Source organism: Micromonospora sp. L31 (assembly GCF_052068075.1).
Taxonomy (GTDB): Bacteria; Actinomycetota; Actinomycetes; order Mycobacteriales; family Micromonosporaceae; genus Micromonospora; species Micromonospora purpureochromogenes.
On the sequence record NZ_JBQHDC010000001.1, the window covers coordinates 706,428 to 721,643 of the forward strand.

15 protein-coding genes are annotated in these 15,216 nt (G+C 73.3%); 7 read left to right on the plus strand and 8 right to left on the minus strand.

The window, feature by feature from the left end:
* The first annotated feature begins 161 nt into the window (after positions 1-161).
* Positions 162-1,943, plus strand: a complete 1,782-nt coding sequence (locus ACTMS9_RS03460) for an adenylyl cyclase (RefSeq protein WP_441164106.1) — start codon at positions 162-164, stop codon at positions 1,941-1,943.
* Between the two features lie 260 nt (positions 1,944-2,203).
* Here ACTMS9_RS03460 and ACTMS9_RS03465 read toward each other — a convergent pair whose 3' ends face one another.
* Entirely contained in the window at positions 2,204-2,800 is a 597-nt protein-coding gene (locus ACTMS9_RS03465; protein WP_441147547.1) for an ATP-dependent Clp protease proteolytic subunit, read from the minus strand.
* 140 nt (positions 2,801-2,940) lie between these two features.
* Entirely contained in the window at positions 2,941-3,528 is a 588-nt protein-coding gene (locus ACTMS9_RS03470) for a helix-turn-helix domain-containing protein (protein ID WP_441147545.1), read from the minus strand.
* Positions 3,529-3,682: 154 nt separating this feature from the next.
* Between ACTMS9_RS03470 and ACTMS9_RS03475 the strand changes: the two genes are divergently transcribed.
* A complete protein-coding gene (locus ACTMS9_RS03475; protein ID WP_441147543.1) occupies positions 3,683-4,699 on the plus strand; it encodes a potassium channel family protein in 1,017 nt (338 codons plus the stop codon).
* A gap of 96 nt (positions 4,700-4,795) precedes the next feature.
* Here the strand turns inward: ACTMS9_RS03475 and ACTMS9_RS03480 are convergent, their stop codons facing one another.
* From ACTMS9_RS03480 to ACTMS9_RS03490, 3 genes are all read right to left on the minus strand, one after another.
* Complete coding sequence (locus ACTMS9_RS03480) at positions 4,796-5,830, minus strand: 2-oxoacid:ferredoxin oxidoreductase subunit beta (protein ID WP_441147541.1); 1,035 nt, start codon at positions 5,828-5,830, stop codon at positions 4,796-4,798.
* A complete protein-coding gene (locus ACTMS9_RS03485) occupies positions 5,823-7,670 on the minus strand; it encodes a 2-oxoacid:acceptor oxidoreductase subunit alpha (protein ID WP_441147539.1) in 1,848 nt (615 codons plus the stop codon). Before ACTMS9_RS03485 ends, ACTMS9_RS03480 begins: the two co-directional genes overlap by 8 nt.
* 291 nt (positions 7,671-7,961) lie before the next feature.
* Complete coding sequence (locus ACTMS9_RS03490) at positions 7,962-9,404, minus strand: hypothetical protein (RefSeq protein ID WP_441147537.1); 1,443 nt, start codon at positions 9,402-9,404, stop codon at positions 7,962-7,964.
* A gap of 146 nt (positions 9,405-9,550) precedes the next feature.
* Here ACTMS9_RS03490 and ndhC point away from each other — a divergent pair, with 146 nt between their 5' ends.
* A complete protein-coding gene (gene ndhC / locus ACTMS9_RS03495; protein ID WP_441147535.1) occupies positions 9,551-9,928 on the plus strand; it encodes an NADH-quinone oxidoreductase subunit A in 378 nt (125 codons plus the stop codon).
* A 12-nt stretch (positions 9,929-9,940) separates the two neighbouring features.
* Here the strand turns inward: ndhC and folP are convergent, their stop codons facing one another.
* Entirely contained in the window at positions 9,941-10,810 is an 870-nt protein-coding gene (gene folP, locus ACTMS9_RS03500) for a dihydropteroate synthase (protein WP_441164107.1), read from the minus strand.
* A gap of 154 nt (positions 10,811-10,964) precedes the next feature.
* Between folP and ACTMS9_RS03505 the strand changes: the two genes are divergently transcribed.
* From ACTMS9_RS03505 to ACTMS9_RS03520, 4 genes are read left to right on the plus strand one after another with little or no spacing between them, the layout of a single operon-like run.
* Positions 10,965-11,660, plus strand: a complete 696-nt coding sequence (locus ACTMS9_RS03505) for a DivIVA domain-containing protein (RefSeq protein ID WP_441164109.1) — start codon at positions 10,965-10,967, stop codon at positions 11,658-11,660.
* Entirely contained in the window at positions 11,657-12,154 is a 498-nt protein-coding gene (locus ACTMS9_RS03510; RefSeq protein ID WP_357612772.1) for an SRPBCC family protein, read from the plus strand. Before ACTMS9_RS03505 ends, ACTMS9_RS03510 begins: the two co-directional genes overlap by 4 nt.
* 42 nt (positions 12,155-12,196) lie before the next feature.
* Positions 12,197-12,796, plus strand: coding sequence for a DNA-3-methyladenine glycosylase I (locus ACTMS9_RS03515; protein WP_309140029.1), 600 nt, complete (start codon positions 12,197-12,199; stop codon positions 12,794-12,796).
* The gene (locus tag ACTMS9_RS03520) at positions 12,793-13,374 is read left to right on the plus strand and encodes a hypothetical protein (protein WP_441164110.1); all 582 of its coding nucleotides are present in this window, start codon (positions 12,793-12,795) and stop codon (positions 13,372-13,374) included. The genes ACTMS9_RS03515 and ACTMS9_RS03520 overlap by 4 nt, the downstream gene beginning before the upstream one ends.
* A gap of 48 nt (positions 13,375-13,422) precedes the next feature.
* Here ACTMS9_RS03520 and ACTMS9_RS03525 read toward each other — a convergent pair whose 3' ends face one another.
* Both ACTMS9_RS03525 and ACTMS9_RS03530 read right to left on the minus strand, forming a co-directional pair.
* Positions 13,423-14,214 (minus strand): enoyl-CoA hydratase/isomerase family protein, encoded by a 792-nt coding sequence (locus ACTMS9_RS03525; RefSeq protein ID WP_441164111.1) that lies wholly within the window; start codon positions 14,212-14,214, stop codon positions 13,423-13,425.
* A 4-nt stretch (positions 14,215-14,218) separates the two neighbouring features.
* Complete coding sequence (locus tag ACTMS9_RS03530; protein WP_088964130.1) at positions 14,219-15,037, minus strand: PaaX family transcriptional regulator; 819 nt, start codon at positions 15,035-15,037, stop codon at positions 14,219-14,221.
* Between the last annotated feature and the right edge of the window lie 179 nt (positions 15,038-15,216).

The window sequence follows — 15,216 nt, forward strand, 5'->3', positions numbered from 1 at the left end:
GCTTTCCGATACCCCTGTCAAGGGCCGCCCCTCTGGCGCGATCGGGCACGGCGGGGTAGAAACAAGCTCATTCCCCACCCATGTCAGCCCGGATGTCGGCCGCGTCGCCGAGAGAGCGCTCTCACGACGCCGATCGGCAGCCCACACCGACAGGTAGGTCGATGACAGCCCACCTCCACCCGTCCCGTCGGCAGCTCTTCACCCTCGCTGCCGCGACCGCCGCCGCGGCGGGACTCGCCCCCGCCTCCGCCGCCTCCGCCGCTCCCGCACGCCACCACGAGGACGAGCCCGACTTCGGCCCGAACGTCTTCGTCTACGACCCGAGCACCCCGGCCGCCGAGATCCAGTCCACCGTGGACCAGCTCTTCGCCCGGCAGGAGCACAACGAGATGGGCACCGACCGGTACGCGGTGCTCTTCAAGCCCGGCCGCTACGAGGTGAACGCCCGGCTGGGCTACTACACGACCGTGGCCGGCCTGGGCGAGCACCCCGACGACGTGGAGATCCACGGCGCGGTACGCGTCGTCGGCCAGCCCGACCCGAACTCCCCGGCCGGCATCTCCGCGCTGACCAACTTCTGGCGCTCGGCGGAGAACCTCGCCATCACCCCCACCGACTGGTCGAACCAGTGGGCCGTCTCCCAGGCGTCGCCGATGCGCCGGGTGCACGTCAAGGGCATCCTCTGGCTGGAGCCCGGCAACGGCGGCTACTCCAGCGGCGGCTTCATCGCCGATTCCAAGGTGGACGGCATCACCATCAACGGCTCCCAGCAGCAGTGGCTGACCCGCGACAGCGAGCTGGGCGGCGACTGGACCAACGGGGTCTGGAACCAGGTGTTCTCCGGCGTGCTCGGCGCACCCGCCCAGGGCTTCCCGAACCCGCCGTACACCACGCTGCCGACCAGCCCGGTGACCCGGGAGAAGCCGTACCTGTTCGTGGACGCCGCCGGCCGCTGGCGGGTCGCCGTGCCGGGGCTGCGCCGCGACACCGCCGGCACCAGTTGGGCGGCCGGCGGCGGGACGACCCGCTCGCTGCCGCTGCGGGACTTCTTCATCGCCCGTCCGAGCCACGACGCGCAGCGGATCAACCGCGAGCTGGCTCGCGGCCGGCATCTGCTGCTCACCCCGGGCGTCTACCGCCTGGACCGCGCGCTGCGGGTCATCCACCCGGGCACCGTGGTGCTCGGCCTCGGCATGCCGAGCCTCGCCCCGACCGGCGGCGACGCCGCGCTGCGGGTCGCCGACGTCGACGGCGTGCGCATCGCCGGCATCCTGGTCGACGCCGGCGAGACGGAGTCGGACGTGCTGGTCCAGATCGGCCACCGGCACTCCCGCCGCGACCACGCCGACGACCCGATCTCGGTGCAGGACGTCTTCATCCGCATCGGCGGGCCCTGGGTCGGGCGCGCACGGACCAGCCTGGTGGTGGAGAGCGACCACACGCTGATCGACAACGTCTGGGCCTGGCGCGGCGACCACGGCAACGGCATCGGCTGGACGGCCAACACCGCCGGCACCGGCGTGATCGTCAACGGCGACGACGTGACGGCGTACGGGCTTTTCGTGGAGCACTACCAGCGCTACCAGACCATCTGGAACGGCGAGCGCGGCCGGACGATCTTCTACCAGAGCGAGCTGCCCTACGACCCGCCGAGCCAGGCCGCCTGGACCAGCCCCACCGGCCGGGGCTGGGCGTCCTACAAGGTCGGTGACCGGGTACGCGAGCACGAGGCCTGGGGGCTGGGCGTCTACTCCTACTTCAACCAGGGCGTGGACATCCGCTGCGACCGGGGGATCGAGGCGCCGCGCCGGCCCGGGGTCCGCTTCCACAACATGGTGACCGTCTTCCTCGACGGCAGCGGCGGCATCGAGAAGACCGTCAACGAGGTCGGCACCCCGGTCGTCGGCAGCTACGGCACCAGCCCGGTGATCAGTTACCCCTGAGCACGGCGCGCGGGCGACCGCGCGGCGGTGACCGCCCGTCCCCGTACCGGGGGCGGGCGGTCATGTAACACGATTCGCTCCGAAAGCGCTGCGCCTTCTTGCTGAGCGGCGCGGCGCATGCCCGGCATAGGCTCGAAATGCACCGAGGATCGCAGGTCACGGCCGGGCGGACGCGATCGAGGGGGCGAGTCCGCTCCGGGCCGGGATCGTCGGTGTCCAGCATTCGCGTCAGCACGGGACCCCCGCTCGTGGCCCGCCGGTCAGCCGGCGAGCTGGTCCACCCGGGCGATCACCTGGTCGATCAGGCCGTATTCGCGGGCCTGCTCGGCGGTGAACCAGCGGTCCCGGTCCCAGTCGCGCTGGATCTCCTCCAGGGTGCGACCACTGTGCTGGGCGATCAGCTCCTGCATGGTCCGCTTCACGTGCAGCATGTTCTCCGCCTGGATGGTGATGTCGGCGGCGGTGCCACCCATCCCGCCGGAGGGCTGGTGCATCATGATCCGCGAGTGCGGGAGCGCGAAGCGCTTGCCCGCCGCGCCGGCGCAGAGCAGGAACTGCCCCATCGACCCGGCGAAGCCGAGCGCCAGCGTGGCCACGTCGTTCTGCACGTAGCGCATGGTGTCGTAGACGGCCATCCCCGCGCTCACCGAGCCGCCCGGCGAATTGATGTAGAGGAAGATGTCCCGCTCGCTGTCCTCGGCGGCGAGCAGCAGGATCTGCGCGCAGATCTGGTTCGCGGTGGCGTCGGTGACCTCGGTGCCGAGGAAGACGATCCGCTCCCGCAGCAGCCGCTCGAAAACGTGGTCCCCGAAGGTCGGCTGACCGCCGTCCAGCATGCGCACGTCGTACCCGATCATCGCGACCGCCCTCCAGACTGGCGCCGGCGGGCGAGGAGCACCGCCCGGGAACCGGCGGTCTCCAGCCTGCGCCCGGCGCCGGTCGCGGCCCCAGGATTTCTGCCGGCGGCAGATCCGCCGACGGCAGAACCGCGGCCGGCCTACACCGCGGTCAGCCGCCGCCGGCCCGTTCGGGCCCGGCGGCGGGCCAGCATCCTGGAGGTACGCGGGCCGGGGCGCCCGGCCGGCGCGGAGGCGATCAACCGGACCCGCAGCCCCGCCCCGCCGACGGTCGACCCGACGGGCGACGCCGGACCGCCGACGTGCAGGATCGGCCCGCCCAGCCGCAGCACCGGCCCGGCCGGGTGCCGGAAGGAGGTCGGCGCGACCGACACCGGCGGCGTCGCCCCGGCGGGCTGGAAGCCGATCCGGACAGTCGGGCCGGTTTCGCCGCGGGCGGCCGGCACCCGGTCCAGCCGGGACAGGGCGGCCCGGGGCGCGGCGGGGATCCGCCGTTCGATCCGGCGCAGGTCGTCGCGGGCCTCTTCGAGCAGGTCGGACAGGTTGATGCCGAGGGCGCGGCAGATCGCGGCGAGCACCTCGGAGGAGGCTTCCTTGCGCCCCCGCTCCACCTCGGAGAGATAGGGCAGCGACACCCCGGCCGCTTCGGCGACCTCGCGCAGCGTCCGGCCCTGGCGCAGCCGTAGCCGGCGCAGGACCCCACCGATCACCCGGCGCAGCAACGACATGCGGGCCTCCTCGCGGTCGGCGTCGGCGGAACTTCCCCCATCATGCCCGTCGTCGTGCCCGCCCACCCGCCCGGTCGGCCACCCCGGCGTGCGGATGCCTGCCCAACCGCTATGTTGTGGACGTGCAGGCGATCCGGGGGAAGCAGGACCGACGGTGATCCATTTCCCGGCGCAGCGGCGGGGCCCGCTGAGCGCGTTGAGCCTCCGGCTGGCCGCCGCCGTGGGCCTGGTGCTGCTGACCGTCGCGGTGGTCTTCCTCGACCGGAACGGCTACCGCGACGTCGACGAGAACGGGCTGACCCTGCTCGACTGCGCCTACTACACGGTGGTCACCCTCTCCACGACCGGGTACGGCGACATCACCCCGTTCTCGCCGTCGGCCCGGCTGGTCAACGTCCTGTTCATCACCCCCGCCCGGGTGCTCTTCCTGATCATCCTGGTCGGCACCACCCTGGAAGTCCTGACCGAGCAGTACCGGACCGGCCGTCGGCTGGGGCGGTGGAGGAGAACCGTGAAGGACCACGTCATCATCTGCGGCTACGGCACCAAGGGCCGCAGCGCGGTCTCCGCCCTGCTGGAGAACGGCCTGGACAAGTCCCGGATCGTGGTGGTGGAGCGCAGCGGCACCGCCCTGCGGCAGGCGACCTCCGCCGGCCTGGTCGCCATCGAGGGCTCCGCCACCCGCTCGTCGGTGCTGGAGGAGGCGCACGTCCGCAACGCCAAGGCGGTGATCATCGCGACCGACAGCGACGACGCCTCGGTGCTGGTGGCGCTCACCGCGCGGCAGCTCACCGCCGGCCAGGTCCGGATCATCGCGGCGGTCCGCGAGGCGGAGAACGCCCCGCTGCTGCGGCAGAGCGGCGCGCACCACGTGATCGTCTCCTCGGCCACCGCCGGCCGGCTGCTGGGGCTCTCCACCTCGGCGCCGCCGCTGATCGACGTGGTGGAGGACCTGCTCACCCCCGGCCAGGGCATGGCGCTGGCGATGCGCTCCGCCGAGCGGCACGAGGTCGGCAAGTCACCCCGCGAGCTGGAGTCCCTGGTCATCGCGCTGGTCCGCCGGGGCAAGGTGGTTACCCTCGCCGACAAGGCCGGCGCGGTCATCGAAACCGGCGACATGCTCGTCCACGTCCGCGACGACCGCCCCCAAACCACCGCCACCCACCCCTGACCCCCGGGGGCGCCCGGACGCACTTACACAGAAAGAGTGGCTATTCCGTCCGGAATAGCCACTCTTTCTCCGTAAGAGGTGCGTGGAGCGGGTGGGTCAGAGGATGGTCCAGGTGTCGCCGGTGGCGAGGAGGCCGGCGAGCTGCTGCTCGGGGGTCTCGGTGACCTTCGCCTTGGCGGCGGCCACCTGCTCCTGCACCACGCTGTCGTAGGACGGGCGGTCGACCGAGCGGAACACGCCGATCGGGGTGTTGCGCAGGTCGAGACCGGGCAGCCGGGACAGGGCGAAGGCGTACGCGGGGTCGTTGACTCCGGCGTCGTGCACCACGATCTCCTCGGCCGGGGTGGCCGCGGTCTCCCGGACCTCCAGCCCGAACCCGCGCGGCGGGTGGACGACGCAGAACTGCCCGTCCTTGCCGAAGGTGATCGGCTGCCCGTGCTCCAGCCGGATCAGGTAGTCGTCCCGGGTGGCCGGCTCCTTGAGCTGGTCGAACGCGCCGTCGTTGAAGATGTTGCAGTTCTGGTAGATCTCCACGAACGCGGAACCCTGGTGCTGGGCGGCGGCCCGCAGCACCGACTGGAGGTGCTTGCGGTCCGAGTCGATGGTGCGGCCGACGAAGGTGGCCTCCGCGCCCAGTGCCAGCGACAGCGGGTTGAACGGGGCGTCCGCCGAGCCGACCGGGGTCGACTTGGTGATCTTGCCGACCTCGGAGGTTGGCGAGTACTGCCCCTTGGTCAGGCCGTAGATCCGGTTGTTGAACAGCAGGATCTTGAGGTTGACGTTGCGGCGCAGCGCGTGGATCAGGTGGTTGCCGCCGATCGACAGCGCGTCGCCGTCGCCGGTGACCACCCAGACCGACAGGTCCGGCCGGGACACCGACAGGCCGGTGGCGATCGCCGGGGCGCGGCCGTGGATCGAGTGCATCCCGTAGGTGTTCATGTAGTACGGGAAGCGCGACGAGCAGCCGATCCCGGAGACGAAGACGGTGTTCTCCCGGGCGATGTTCAGCTCCGGCATGAACTGCTGGACGGCCGCCAGGATCGCGTAGTCACCGCAACCGGGGCACCAGCGCACCTCCTGGTCGGACTTGAAGTCCTTGGCGGTGAGCTTCAGGGCGACGGGCTCAGACATTCTTCAGGACCTCTTCCAGCGTCGTCTCCAGCTCGGCCGCGGTGAACGGCAGGCCGCGGACCTGGTTGTAGCCGATCGCGTCGACCAGGTACTTGGCCCGGATCACGTGGGCGAGCTGGCCGAGGTTCATCTCGGGGATGACCACCCGGTCGTAGGAGCGCAGCACCTCGCCGAGGTTGGCGGGCATCGGTGCCAGGTGGCGCAGGTGCGCCTGCGCGATCGACAGGCCGCGCTGGCGCAGGCCCCGGCAGGCCGCGCCGATCGGCCCGTACGTCGAGCCCCAGCCGAGCACCAGCACCCGGGCGTCGCCGTCCGGGTCCTCCACCTCGACGTCCGGCACCGGGATCGTCTCGATCCGGGCCGCCCGGGTCCGCACCATGAAGTCGTGGTTCGCCGGGTCGTACGAGATGTCACCGGTCTTGTCGGCCTTCTCCAGGCCGCCGATGCGGTGCTCCAGCCCCGGCGTACCCGGGATGGCCCACGGCCGGGCCAGGGTCTCCGGGTCGCGCAGGTAGGGCAGGAAGGTGGTGCCGTCCTCGCCGTTGGGCTCGGTGGCGAACTCGACCCGCAGGTCGGGCAGGGACTCCACGTCGGGCAGCAGCCACGGCTCGGAGCCGTTGGCCACGTAGTTGTCGGACAGCAGGATCACCGGGGTGCGGTAGGTCAGTGCGATCCGGGCCGCCTCCAGCGCCGCGTGGAAGCAGTCGGAGGGCGACTTCGGCGCGATCACCGCGACCGGGGCCTCACCGTGCCGGCCGTGCAGTGCCATGTTCAGGTCGGCCTGCTCGGTCTTGGTGGGCATGCCGGTGGACGGCCCGGCCCGCTGCACGTCGACGATGACCAGCGGCAGCTCCAGCGCCACCGCGAGGGAGATCGTCTCGCTCTTGAGCGCCACGCCCGGGCCGCTGGTGGTGGTGACGCCGAGCGCACCGCCGTACGAGGCGCCCAGCGCGGCGCCGACCGCGGCGATCTCGTCCTCGGCCTGCATCGTGATCACGCCGAACCGCTTGTGCTTGCTCAGCTCGTGCAGGATGTCCGACGCCGGGGTGATCGGGTACGCCCCGAGGAACACCGGCAGCCCGGAGCGGACGCCGGCGGCCACCAGGCCGAGCGAGAGCGCCGCGTTGCCGGTGATGTTCCGGTAGGTGCCCGGCAGCATCTTGGCCGGCTTCACCTCGTACCGGACGGAGAACGAGTCGGTGGTCTCGCCGAAGTTCCAGCCGGCCCGGAAGGCGGCCACGTTCGCGGCGACCAGTTCCGGACGGGCGGCGAACTTGCGCTCCAGGAAGCGCAGCGTCGACTCGTACGGCCGGGAGTACATCCAGGAGAGCAGGCCCAGCGCGAACATGTTCTTGGCCCGCTCGGCGTCCTTCTTGGACACCGCCTGGTCGGCGAGGGCGCCGACCGTCATCGAGGTCAGCGCCACCGGGTGCACCACGTAGCCGGCGAGCGAGTCGTCGTCCAGCGGGCTGGACTCGTAGCCCACCTTGGCCAGGTTGCGCCGGGTGAACTCGTCGGTGTTGACGATGATGTCCGCGCCGCGGGGCAGGTCGGCCAGGTTGGCCTTGAGCGCCGCCGGGTTCATCGCCACCAGCACGTTCGGCGCGTCGCCGGGGGTGAGGATGTCGTAGTCGGCGAAGTGCACCTGGAAGCTCGACACGCCGGGCAGCGTGCCGGCGGGCGCCCGGATCTCGGCCGGGAAGTTGGGCAACGTGGAGATGTCGTTGCCCAGCTGCGCCGTCTCCGAGGTGAACCGGTCGCCGGTCAACTGCATGCCGTCGCCGGAGTCACCGGCGAACCGGATGACCACCCGGTCCAGTTGACGGATCTGCTTGGTCACGCCTGCACCTCGCTTCGCTCAGCCCCGTCGCGCGGGCGGCTGAACCTGATGGTGACCCGGCCTTGCCCCGCCACGTGACCTCCTTGACGCGCCGCTGCGCCGATCCGCCCGTGGCAGGTCCGGCCCGCTGTCGTTTCTCACCCCAGAGCCTACGTCGAGCCGTTAGGGCATCCTTGGTGGAGGTCCGACGAGTGGGAACGAATCCGAAGGTTGTTCGTCCGGTTGTGGGCCGTTTCGGGGTGACCGCCGTAATCGAGATCACCGCCGCCGACCCTTACCGGGCCGGCCGGTTCAGTCGGATGCCGGATTCGCCGACGGGTCCGGCACCGGCCCGCTCATCCGGCGCCGCAACGAGCTGGTGGCCAGCACGAGCGCCAGCACCACCAGCAGCCCGGAGAGCACGATCAGGGTGACCGCGATCCGCTGCGCCGAGGTCATCGCGCCCCCGTCGGAGGTCTGACCGCCCGCGGCGATCACGCCCTGCGAGCCGGTGGGGACCGGGGTGGCCGCCGGCGGGGTGGCCAGCGCCACCGCCGCGGTGATCCGGAAGCTCATCTGCATCTGCCGGGTCCGCCCGGAGCGTGGGTCGAGTTGGGCGATCACCGCTCCGGCCAGCGGCGCCTCGCGCTGGGCCTGCGGGGTGGCGGCGACCGGCAGGCGCAGGGTGGCGGTACGGCCCGCCGCCACGGTCCCGGCGTCGCAACGGGTACGCGTCGGCGAGACCACCTCGCAGCCGGGCGTGGAGAGCACGCTGACCCCGTCGGGCAGGACCACCTCGACCCGTCCCGCGGCGTCCACCCGGCCGGTGTTGCCCAGCCGGACGGCCAGTTCGACGGGACCGCCGCTGATGTCGAAGGCCACCTCGTCGGCGTCGAGGCTCATCCCGGGCGCCGGCGGGCCGGGCGGGAAGAGGACCGCGAAGCCCTCGTTGTCCGTTGCGGTGGCCGTCCCCGCGCCGGACGCGGTGGCCCGTACCGAGCCGTTGAGCGGCATCTTCCGCCACGCCTGTCCGTCGACCCGGACCCGGATCAGGGTGGTGAACTTCGCGCCCGGGGCGGCGGCCCACTCGCCGCACTGCCAGTTGCCGCCGCCCACGGCGGCGCAGCCCGGGGTGCCCGCGTCGGTCACCCCGGCGGGCAGGGTGTAGGCGAGGTGGACCCGCCCGGCGAGCGTCCCGGTGTTGGCGACGGTCACCCGCAGCGTGGTGGTGGTGCTCCGGGCGTTCCAGTAGCCGGGGCCGAGCACGATGTCGCGGGTGGTGACCCGTACCCCGAGGGCACCGGTGTCCTGCTGGCTCGGCGCGGGGTCGCCCGGCGGCACCGGCCGGCCGCCGCCACCCTGCGGGGGCGGTGGCGGGGCCGGCGCGGTGGTGGTCGGCGCGGTGGTGGTCGGGGCGGGGTCGCCGGGGGCGGGCGTCGTCGGGGTGGCCGTGGTCGGCTCGGGTGCCGGGGTGGTCGGCTCCGGGTCGGGGGGCAGCGTCGGCGGCGCGGTGGTCGGCAGCGGCGCGGTGGCGGTCGGCTCGACCGGCGGGGTGGTCCCGTCCGTCGGCTCACCACCCGGCGTCGTCGCGTCGGTCGCGGTGGTGATCACCCGCAGCATCGTCGGGGAGGCGGTGGCCAGGCCCGGCGCGGCCGCGAGCGCGACCGCCAGCCCGGTGGCCAGCGACGCCGCTACCAGCGAGGAGGTACGCCAGGCGAGCGCCCGGCGGCCGGGGCGTACGTCCACGCGGGCCATCTGTCCTCCGTGACACTGGGTGCGCCTTCATTATTCGGTAACAGTTGCCGGAGGGCACTAGTCCCACCGGGAAACAAATTCGTAACGTGTTCGGTACGCCTCCCGGGCCGGTCGGGCGGGACCGGTGGCCGGTAGGCTGACCCACCGTGACCGGTTACCTGGGCTCGTACGCGACGCTCGGGCTCCTGCTGCTCGCCAGCGCCCTCTTCTTCGTTACGGCGTTCTCGGCCAATCGGGTGTTACGTCCTGCCCGTCCGGCTGATCCCTGGGGCAAGCGGACCAGCTACGAGTGCGGTCTCGACCCGGTCGGCGGCGACTGGGCGCAGATGCAGATCCGCTACTACGTGTACGCGTACCTCTACGTCCTGTTCGCGGTCGAGGCGGTCTTCCTCTTCCCCTGGGCGCTGGTCTTCGACCGCCCCGGCTTCGGCCTGGTCACCGTCGCCGAGATGGGCATCTTCGTGGCCGTGGTGGCGCTCGGCATCCTCTACGCCTGGCGCAAGAACATCCTCCGCTGGACCTGACGCCCGCGCCGGTCAGGCGAGGCCGCGACGGGTGAGCGTCGGGGGGCGGTCGCCGCGGATCGAGGCGACCATGTCCAGCACCCGGCGGGTGGGGCGTACCTGGTGGGCGCGGAAGACCCGGGCACCGAGCCAGGCCGAGACGGCGGTCGCGGCGAGGGTGCCCTCCAGTCGTTCCGGCACCGGCAGGTCCAGCGTCTCGCCGATGAAGTCCTTGTTCGACAGGGCCACCAGCAGCGGCCAGCCGGTCCCGGTCAGCTCGCCGAGCCGGCGGGTGATCTCCAGCGAGTGCCGGGTGTTCTTGCCGAAGTCGTGCGCCGGGTCGATCAGGATGCCGTCGGGGCGTACCCCCAGGGCCACCGCGCGCTCGGCGAGCCCGGTCACCGTGCTGACCACGTCGGCGACCACGTCGTCGAAGGCGGCCCGGTGCGGCCGGGTACGCGGGGTGAGCCCGCCGGCGTGCGAGCAGACCAGCCCGGCCCCGGTCTGCGCGGCGACCCGGGCCAGCGCCGGGTCGGCGCCGGACCAGGTGTCGTTGAGCAGGTCGGCGCCGGCCGCCACCGCCTCCACCGCGACCTCGGCCCGCCAGGTGTCGATCGAGATCACCACGTCGGGGAAGGCGGCCCGGACGGCGGCGATGGTGTCCACCGTCCGCCGGATCTCCTCGGCGACGTCGACCTCGTCGCCCGGCCCGGCCTTCACCCCGCCGATGTCGATGATCTCCGCGCCCTCGGTCACCGCGGCCTCCACCGCGCGCAGCGCGCTGTCCTGGGCGAAGGTCGCGCCCCGGTCGAAGAACGAGTCCGGCGTGCGGTTGACGATCGCCATCACCACCAGCTCGCCCGGTGCGAACGTCCGCCCACCGAGCCGCAGCGCCCCGGCCATCCCGCCTCCCGCCCGTCGCCGGCCGGGTCGCCCGGCCGCTGACGACGCTATCCGGTCGACCGGCACGCCGCCGGGCCGGGACGTCACCAGGGGATCCGGGGCGCTGCGGTGGTTGGGGTCGCTCGGGGGGCGGTCGCCGTGCCACGATCTGTCCATGGGTCAGGTTCTGCTCGTACTGGTCATCGCGTTGACCGTGGCGGCGGTGGTGTTCGGGGTGACGGTGCTGGTCTCCGGCCGGGACGCCGGCCTGGCGCCGGCCGAGCCGGACGGCCGGGCCGTGCCGCTGCCGGGCAGCCGCCCGCTGCGCGAGGCGGACGTCGGCGAGGTCCGCTTCGACACCGCGCTGCGCGGCTACCGGATGGCCCAGGTCGACCAGGCGATGCGCCGGGCCGCCTACGACATCGGCTACAAGGCCGAGCTGATCGGCGTGCTGGAGGCCGAGGTCGCGGCGCTGCGCGAGGGCCGGCTGGCCGACGCCGACGCGCTGCGCCGCGCCCGCGTGGAGGCGGCCGGCGACGCCCCGGCCACCGACCCCGGGTACGCCGAACTCGCGGGCGCCGCCGCGACACCGCCGGACGGGTCGACCGACGCGCCGCGGGACGTCGAGCCGAGCGCGGCGGCCCCGGACGGCATCCGGCCGCTCGACGTCGACGACGCCCGGCCGCTCGACGCCCCGGCCCTGCGCACCGCCGCCGCTGACGCCGGGGCCCCGCCGGAGGCGTCCGACGACGCCGCGCCCGCCCTGCGCACCGCGGCCGTGGACACCGACCCCCGCTCCGACGGCACCGACTCCGATGCCGACCCGGCCGGCGGGCGGCCCGGCGACAGGGTCCGCTCGGAGTCGCTGTGACCGGCCCGGAGGGCGTGGACGGCCTGCGTGAGGCCGCCCAGCCCGGGGCCGGCGAGTTCACCGCCACGGTGATCGTGGACGCCCCTGCCCCCCGGGTCTTCGCCGCGCTCACCGACTGGGAGCGGCAGTCCGAGTGGATCCCGTTCACCAGGGTCCGCGTCGTCGAGGGCGACGGCGGGGAGGGCACCCTGGTCGAGGCGGTCACCACGCTCGGACCGGCGGTGCTGCGCGACGAGATGCGGGTGGTCCGGGTCGACGCGCCGTACGAGGTCGGCGTCGTGCACTGCGGCAAGCTGCTCCGCGGTCCCGGCGTGCTGCGCTGCACCCCGCTGGCCCGGGACCGCACCCAGGTGGTCTGGCACGAGTGGTTCCACCTGCCCGGCGGGCCGGCCGGCCGGGTGGCGTGGCCGCTGCTCTGGCCGGGCTCCAAGGCGAGCCTCACCCTGGCGCTGAAGCGCTTCGCCCGGCTGGTCGAGCAGGGCCGGCTGCCCTGACCACACCCGGGCCTGTCGGGGCCAGGCCCTAGCCTGTACGCCGTGACTGACCTGGTGACCGGCCCCGACGGCCTGACCCGCTGTGCCTGGGGGTCGAGCACCCCGGACTACGCCGTCTACCACGACACCGAGTGGGGACGGCCGCTGCGCGGCGACGACGCGCTCTACGAGCGGCTGACGCTGGAGGCGTTCCAGTCCGGCCTGTCCTGGCTGACCATCCTGCGCAAGCGCCCGGCGTTCCGGCTGGCCTTCGACGAGTTCCGGATCGAGCGGGTCGCCGGTTACGGCGAGGCCGACGTGGCGCGGCTGCTCGCCGACGCGGGGATCGTCCGCAACCGCGCCAAGATCGAGGCGGCGATCGCCAACGCGCGGGCCGCGCTGGAGCTGCCCGACGGGCTCTCCGCGCTGCTCTGGTCGTACGCGCCGCCGCCCCGGGCCGCCCGGCCGGAGTCGTTCGCCGAGGTTCCCGCCCTGACGCCGGAGTCCACCGCGATGGCCAAGGCCCTCAAGAAGAGCGGCTTCCGCTTCGTCGGCCCCACCACCGCGTACGCGCTGATGCAGGCCACCGGCATGGTCGACGATCACCTGGCCGGCTGCCACGTGGCCGCCGCCGAGGCGGCCCGTGATGAGATGGGGGCATGACCGCGACCGACCACCGCGCCAGCGGGACGACCGACGTCGACGGGCCGGCTGAGGGCGCCTGGGCGGTGCTCCTGCCGGCCGGCCGGTACGACGCCGAACGCCTCGTCCACCACGACACCCTGGAGCTGCCCGCCCCGGTCGGGGAGTCCCGGCCGCGCCCCGGTGACCCGGTGGCGGTGCTGGTGCCGGAGCCGCCCCGGCTGGTGGCCCTGGGTCGGGTGGCCCGCGCGGGTGCGGACTCGCTGGTCGTGACGTACACCCGGCGGGCCTTCGACGAGCCGGCCCCGGCCGACCAGGTGTCGGTCGCCGGGCCGGTCACCCCGCTCGACTCCGGGATCTACCGCGAGCTGGCCGACCGGCTCGGCCCGCCGCCGCTGCGCCGCACCTGGCTGGTCAGCCTGGACCTCCCGATCGAGGCGGACTCCCGGGCCGAGGCGGTCCGGCTCTTCTGGTCGTACGTGCAGGAGCTGGGCCCGGCCGAGCTGCCCGCGTTCGTCTCCCCGTCCGGCGACGAGTTGGCCATGCAGGCGTTCGTGCTGGGCGCCGAGGCGAACCAGGACCCGGAAGAGGACGACTGACCCGGTGAGCGCCGGCCGGCCCGGCGGACCGGGCCGGCGACAGCGCCGTCAGTGGCCCTCGAAGACCGGCCTGCGCTTCTCCACGAACGCCATCGTGGCGGCCTTGTGGTCGGCGGTGGCGCCGCAGATCGCCTGGGCCTGCGCCTCGGCGGCGAGGGCGTCGGCGAGGGTGCCCGCGTCGGCGATGGAGAGCTGACGCTTGATCGCCGCGTACGCGACGGTCGGGCCGGCGGCGAGCCGGGCGGCCAGCTCCTGCGCGGTCGGCAGCACCTGCTCGTCGTCGTCGACCAGCTTGTTGAGCAGGCCCAGCCGGCAGGCCTCCTCGGCGCCGACCGGCTCGGCGAGCATCAGCAGCTCGACGGCCTTGGCGTGGCCGACCAGCCGGGGGAGCGTCCAGGAGGCTCCGGTGTCGGCGGCCAGCCCCACCCCGGCGAACGCCATCAGGAATTTCGTCTTCGGGCCGCCGACCCGGAAGTCGGCGAGGAAGGCCAGCGAGGCGCCCGCTCCGGCCGCCATCCCGCGCACCGCGGCCACCACCGGCTTGGGCAGGCTGGCCAGCCGGGCGGCGATCGGGTTGTAGTGCGCCCGCACGGTGTCCAGCGGGTTCGTGGTGGTCGACTGGAGGGTCTGCACGTGCTCGCGCAGGTCCTGGCCGGCGCTGAACTGCCCGCCCGCGCCGGCCAGCACCACGGCCCGGCAGGAACGGTCGGCCTCCAGCTCGGCCAGGGTGTCCCGGAGCGCCTCCTTGAGCGCCACGTCGAGCGAGTTCATCGCCGTGGGGCGGTTCAGCGTCAGGGTGACCACGGCGTCGGTGCGGTCGACGAGCAGCGGCTCGGTCACGTTTCTAACGACCCTTCTGTCGGGCGATGCGGTTGCTGGCGTCGAGGCAGTGCTCGACGTACCGGTCGGCGGCCGGCCGCAGCCGGGCCGCGTGCCGGTCGAAGAAGCTGGCCGCGGCGGTGCCGGGCCAGCGCTCCGGGAGCAGCGCCGGGGGCAGCTGCGGGTCCCGGAACAGGAAGGTACGCCACGCGTGCACCAGCCGGAACCGGGCCGCGTAGGCCTCCTCGTCGCCGCTGCGCACGGTCACCCCGGACAGCAGCGGCCGCTGCTCGGCGACGAACCGCTCGTACGCGTGCCCGATCTCGGTGAGGTCCCACGCCCGGCGGACCACCCCCATCGCGCCCGGCGTGCCGGCGGCGTGCGCGGCGGTGAACCGCTCGTAGCGCACGCCCGCCTCCTCCAGGAGCAGGTCCACGTCCTCGCTCGCCCGGGTGGCCACCCAGGTGTGCTCGTCGAGGGTGCCGTAGCCCAGGAAGGCCAGGTTGGCGGCGAGGCGCTGCCGGTCCCGCCGGGCGGTCGGGGTCTGGAGCACCAGGAGGTCGAACCGGCCGTCCCAGGTGACCCGGCCGGTGCGGTAGATCCGGGCGCCCGCCTCGTCGAGTCGCCGGGCGGCCTTCGGTGTGATCGAATATCCCGGTCCGGTGGCCAGCCGGAGCGGGTCCAACCAGCCCTGGCGGACCATTCGGGAGACCGCGGTGCGCACGGCCGGAGGAGCGATCCCGAGCGGCGCCAGCAGCTTGACCAGGGCGGCGACCGGTGCACGGCCACCCCTCGGTCGGAGGTAGTCGCCGTACAGGTCGAAGAGTGCCGACCGTGCCTGCATGACCGCACATTGTGACAGGCCTTCTCAAGATAAGCTAGATGCTGTTACATCAATGCTGCTTCGGTTTGGGTCCGGCGGTGTTCATCAGGGAAAATCGTTGGTCGACACCTCCGCGTACGTTGCGGGTGGTCGTGACGAAGTGGCTGTGGGGCAACCCACCGACCCTGATACAGGTCTGA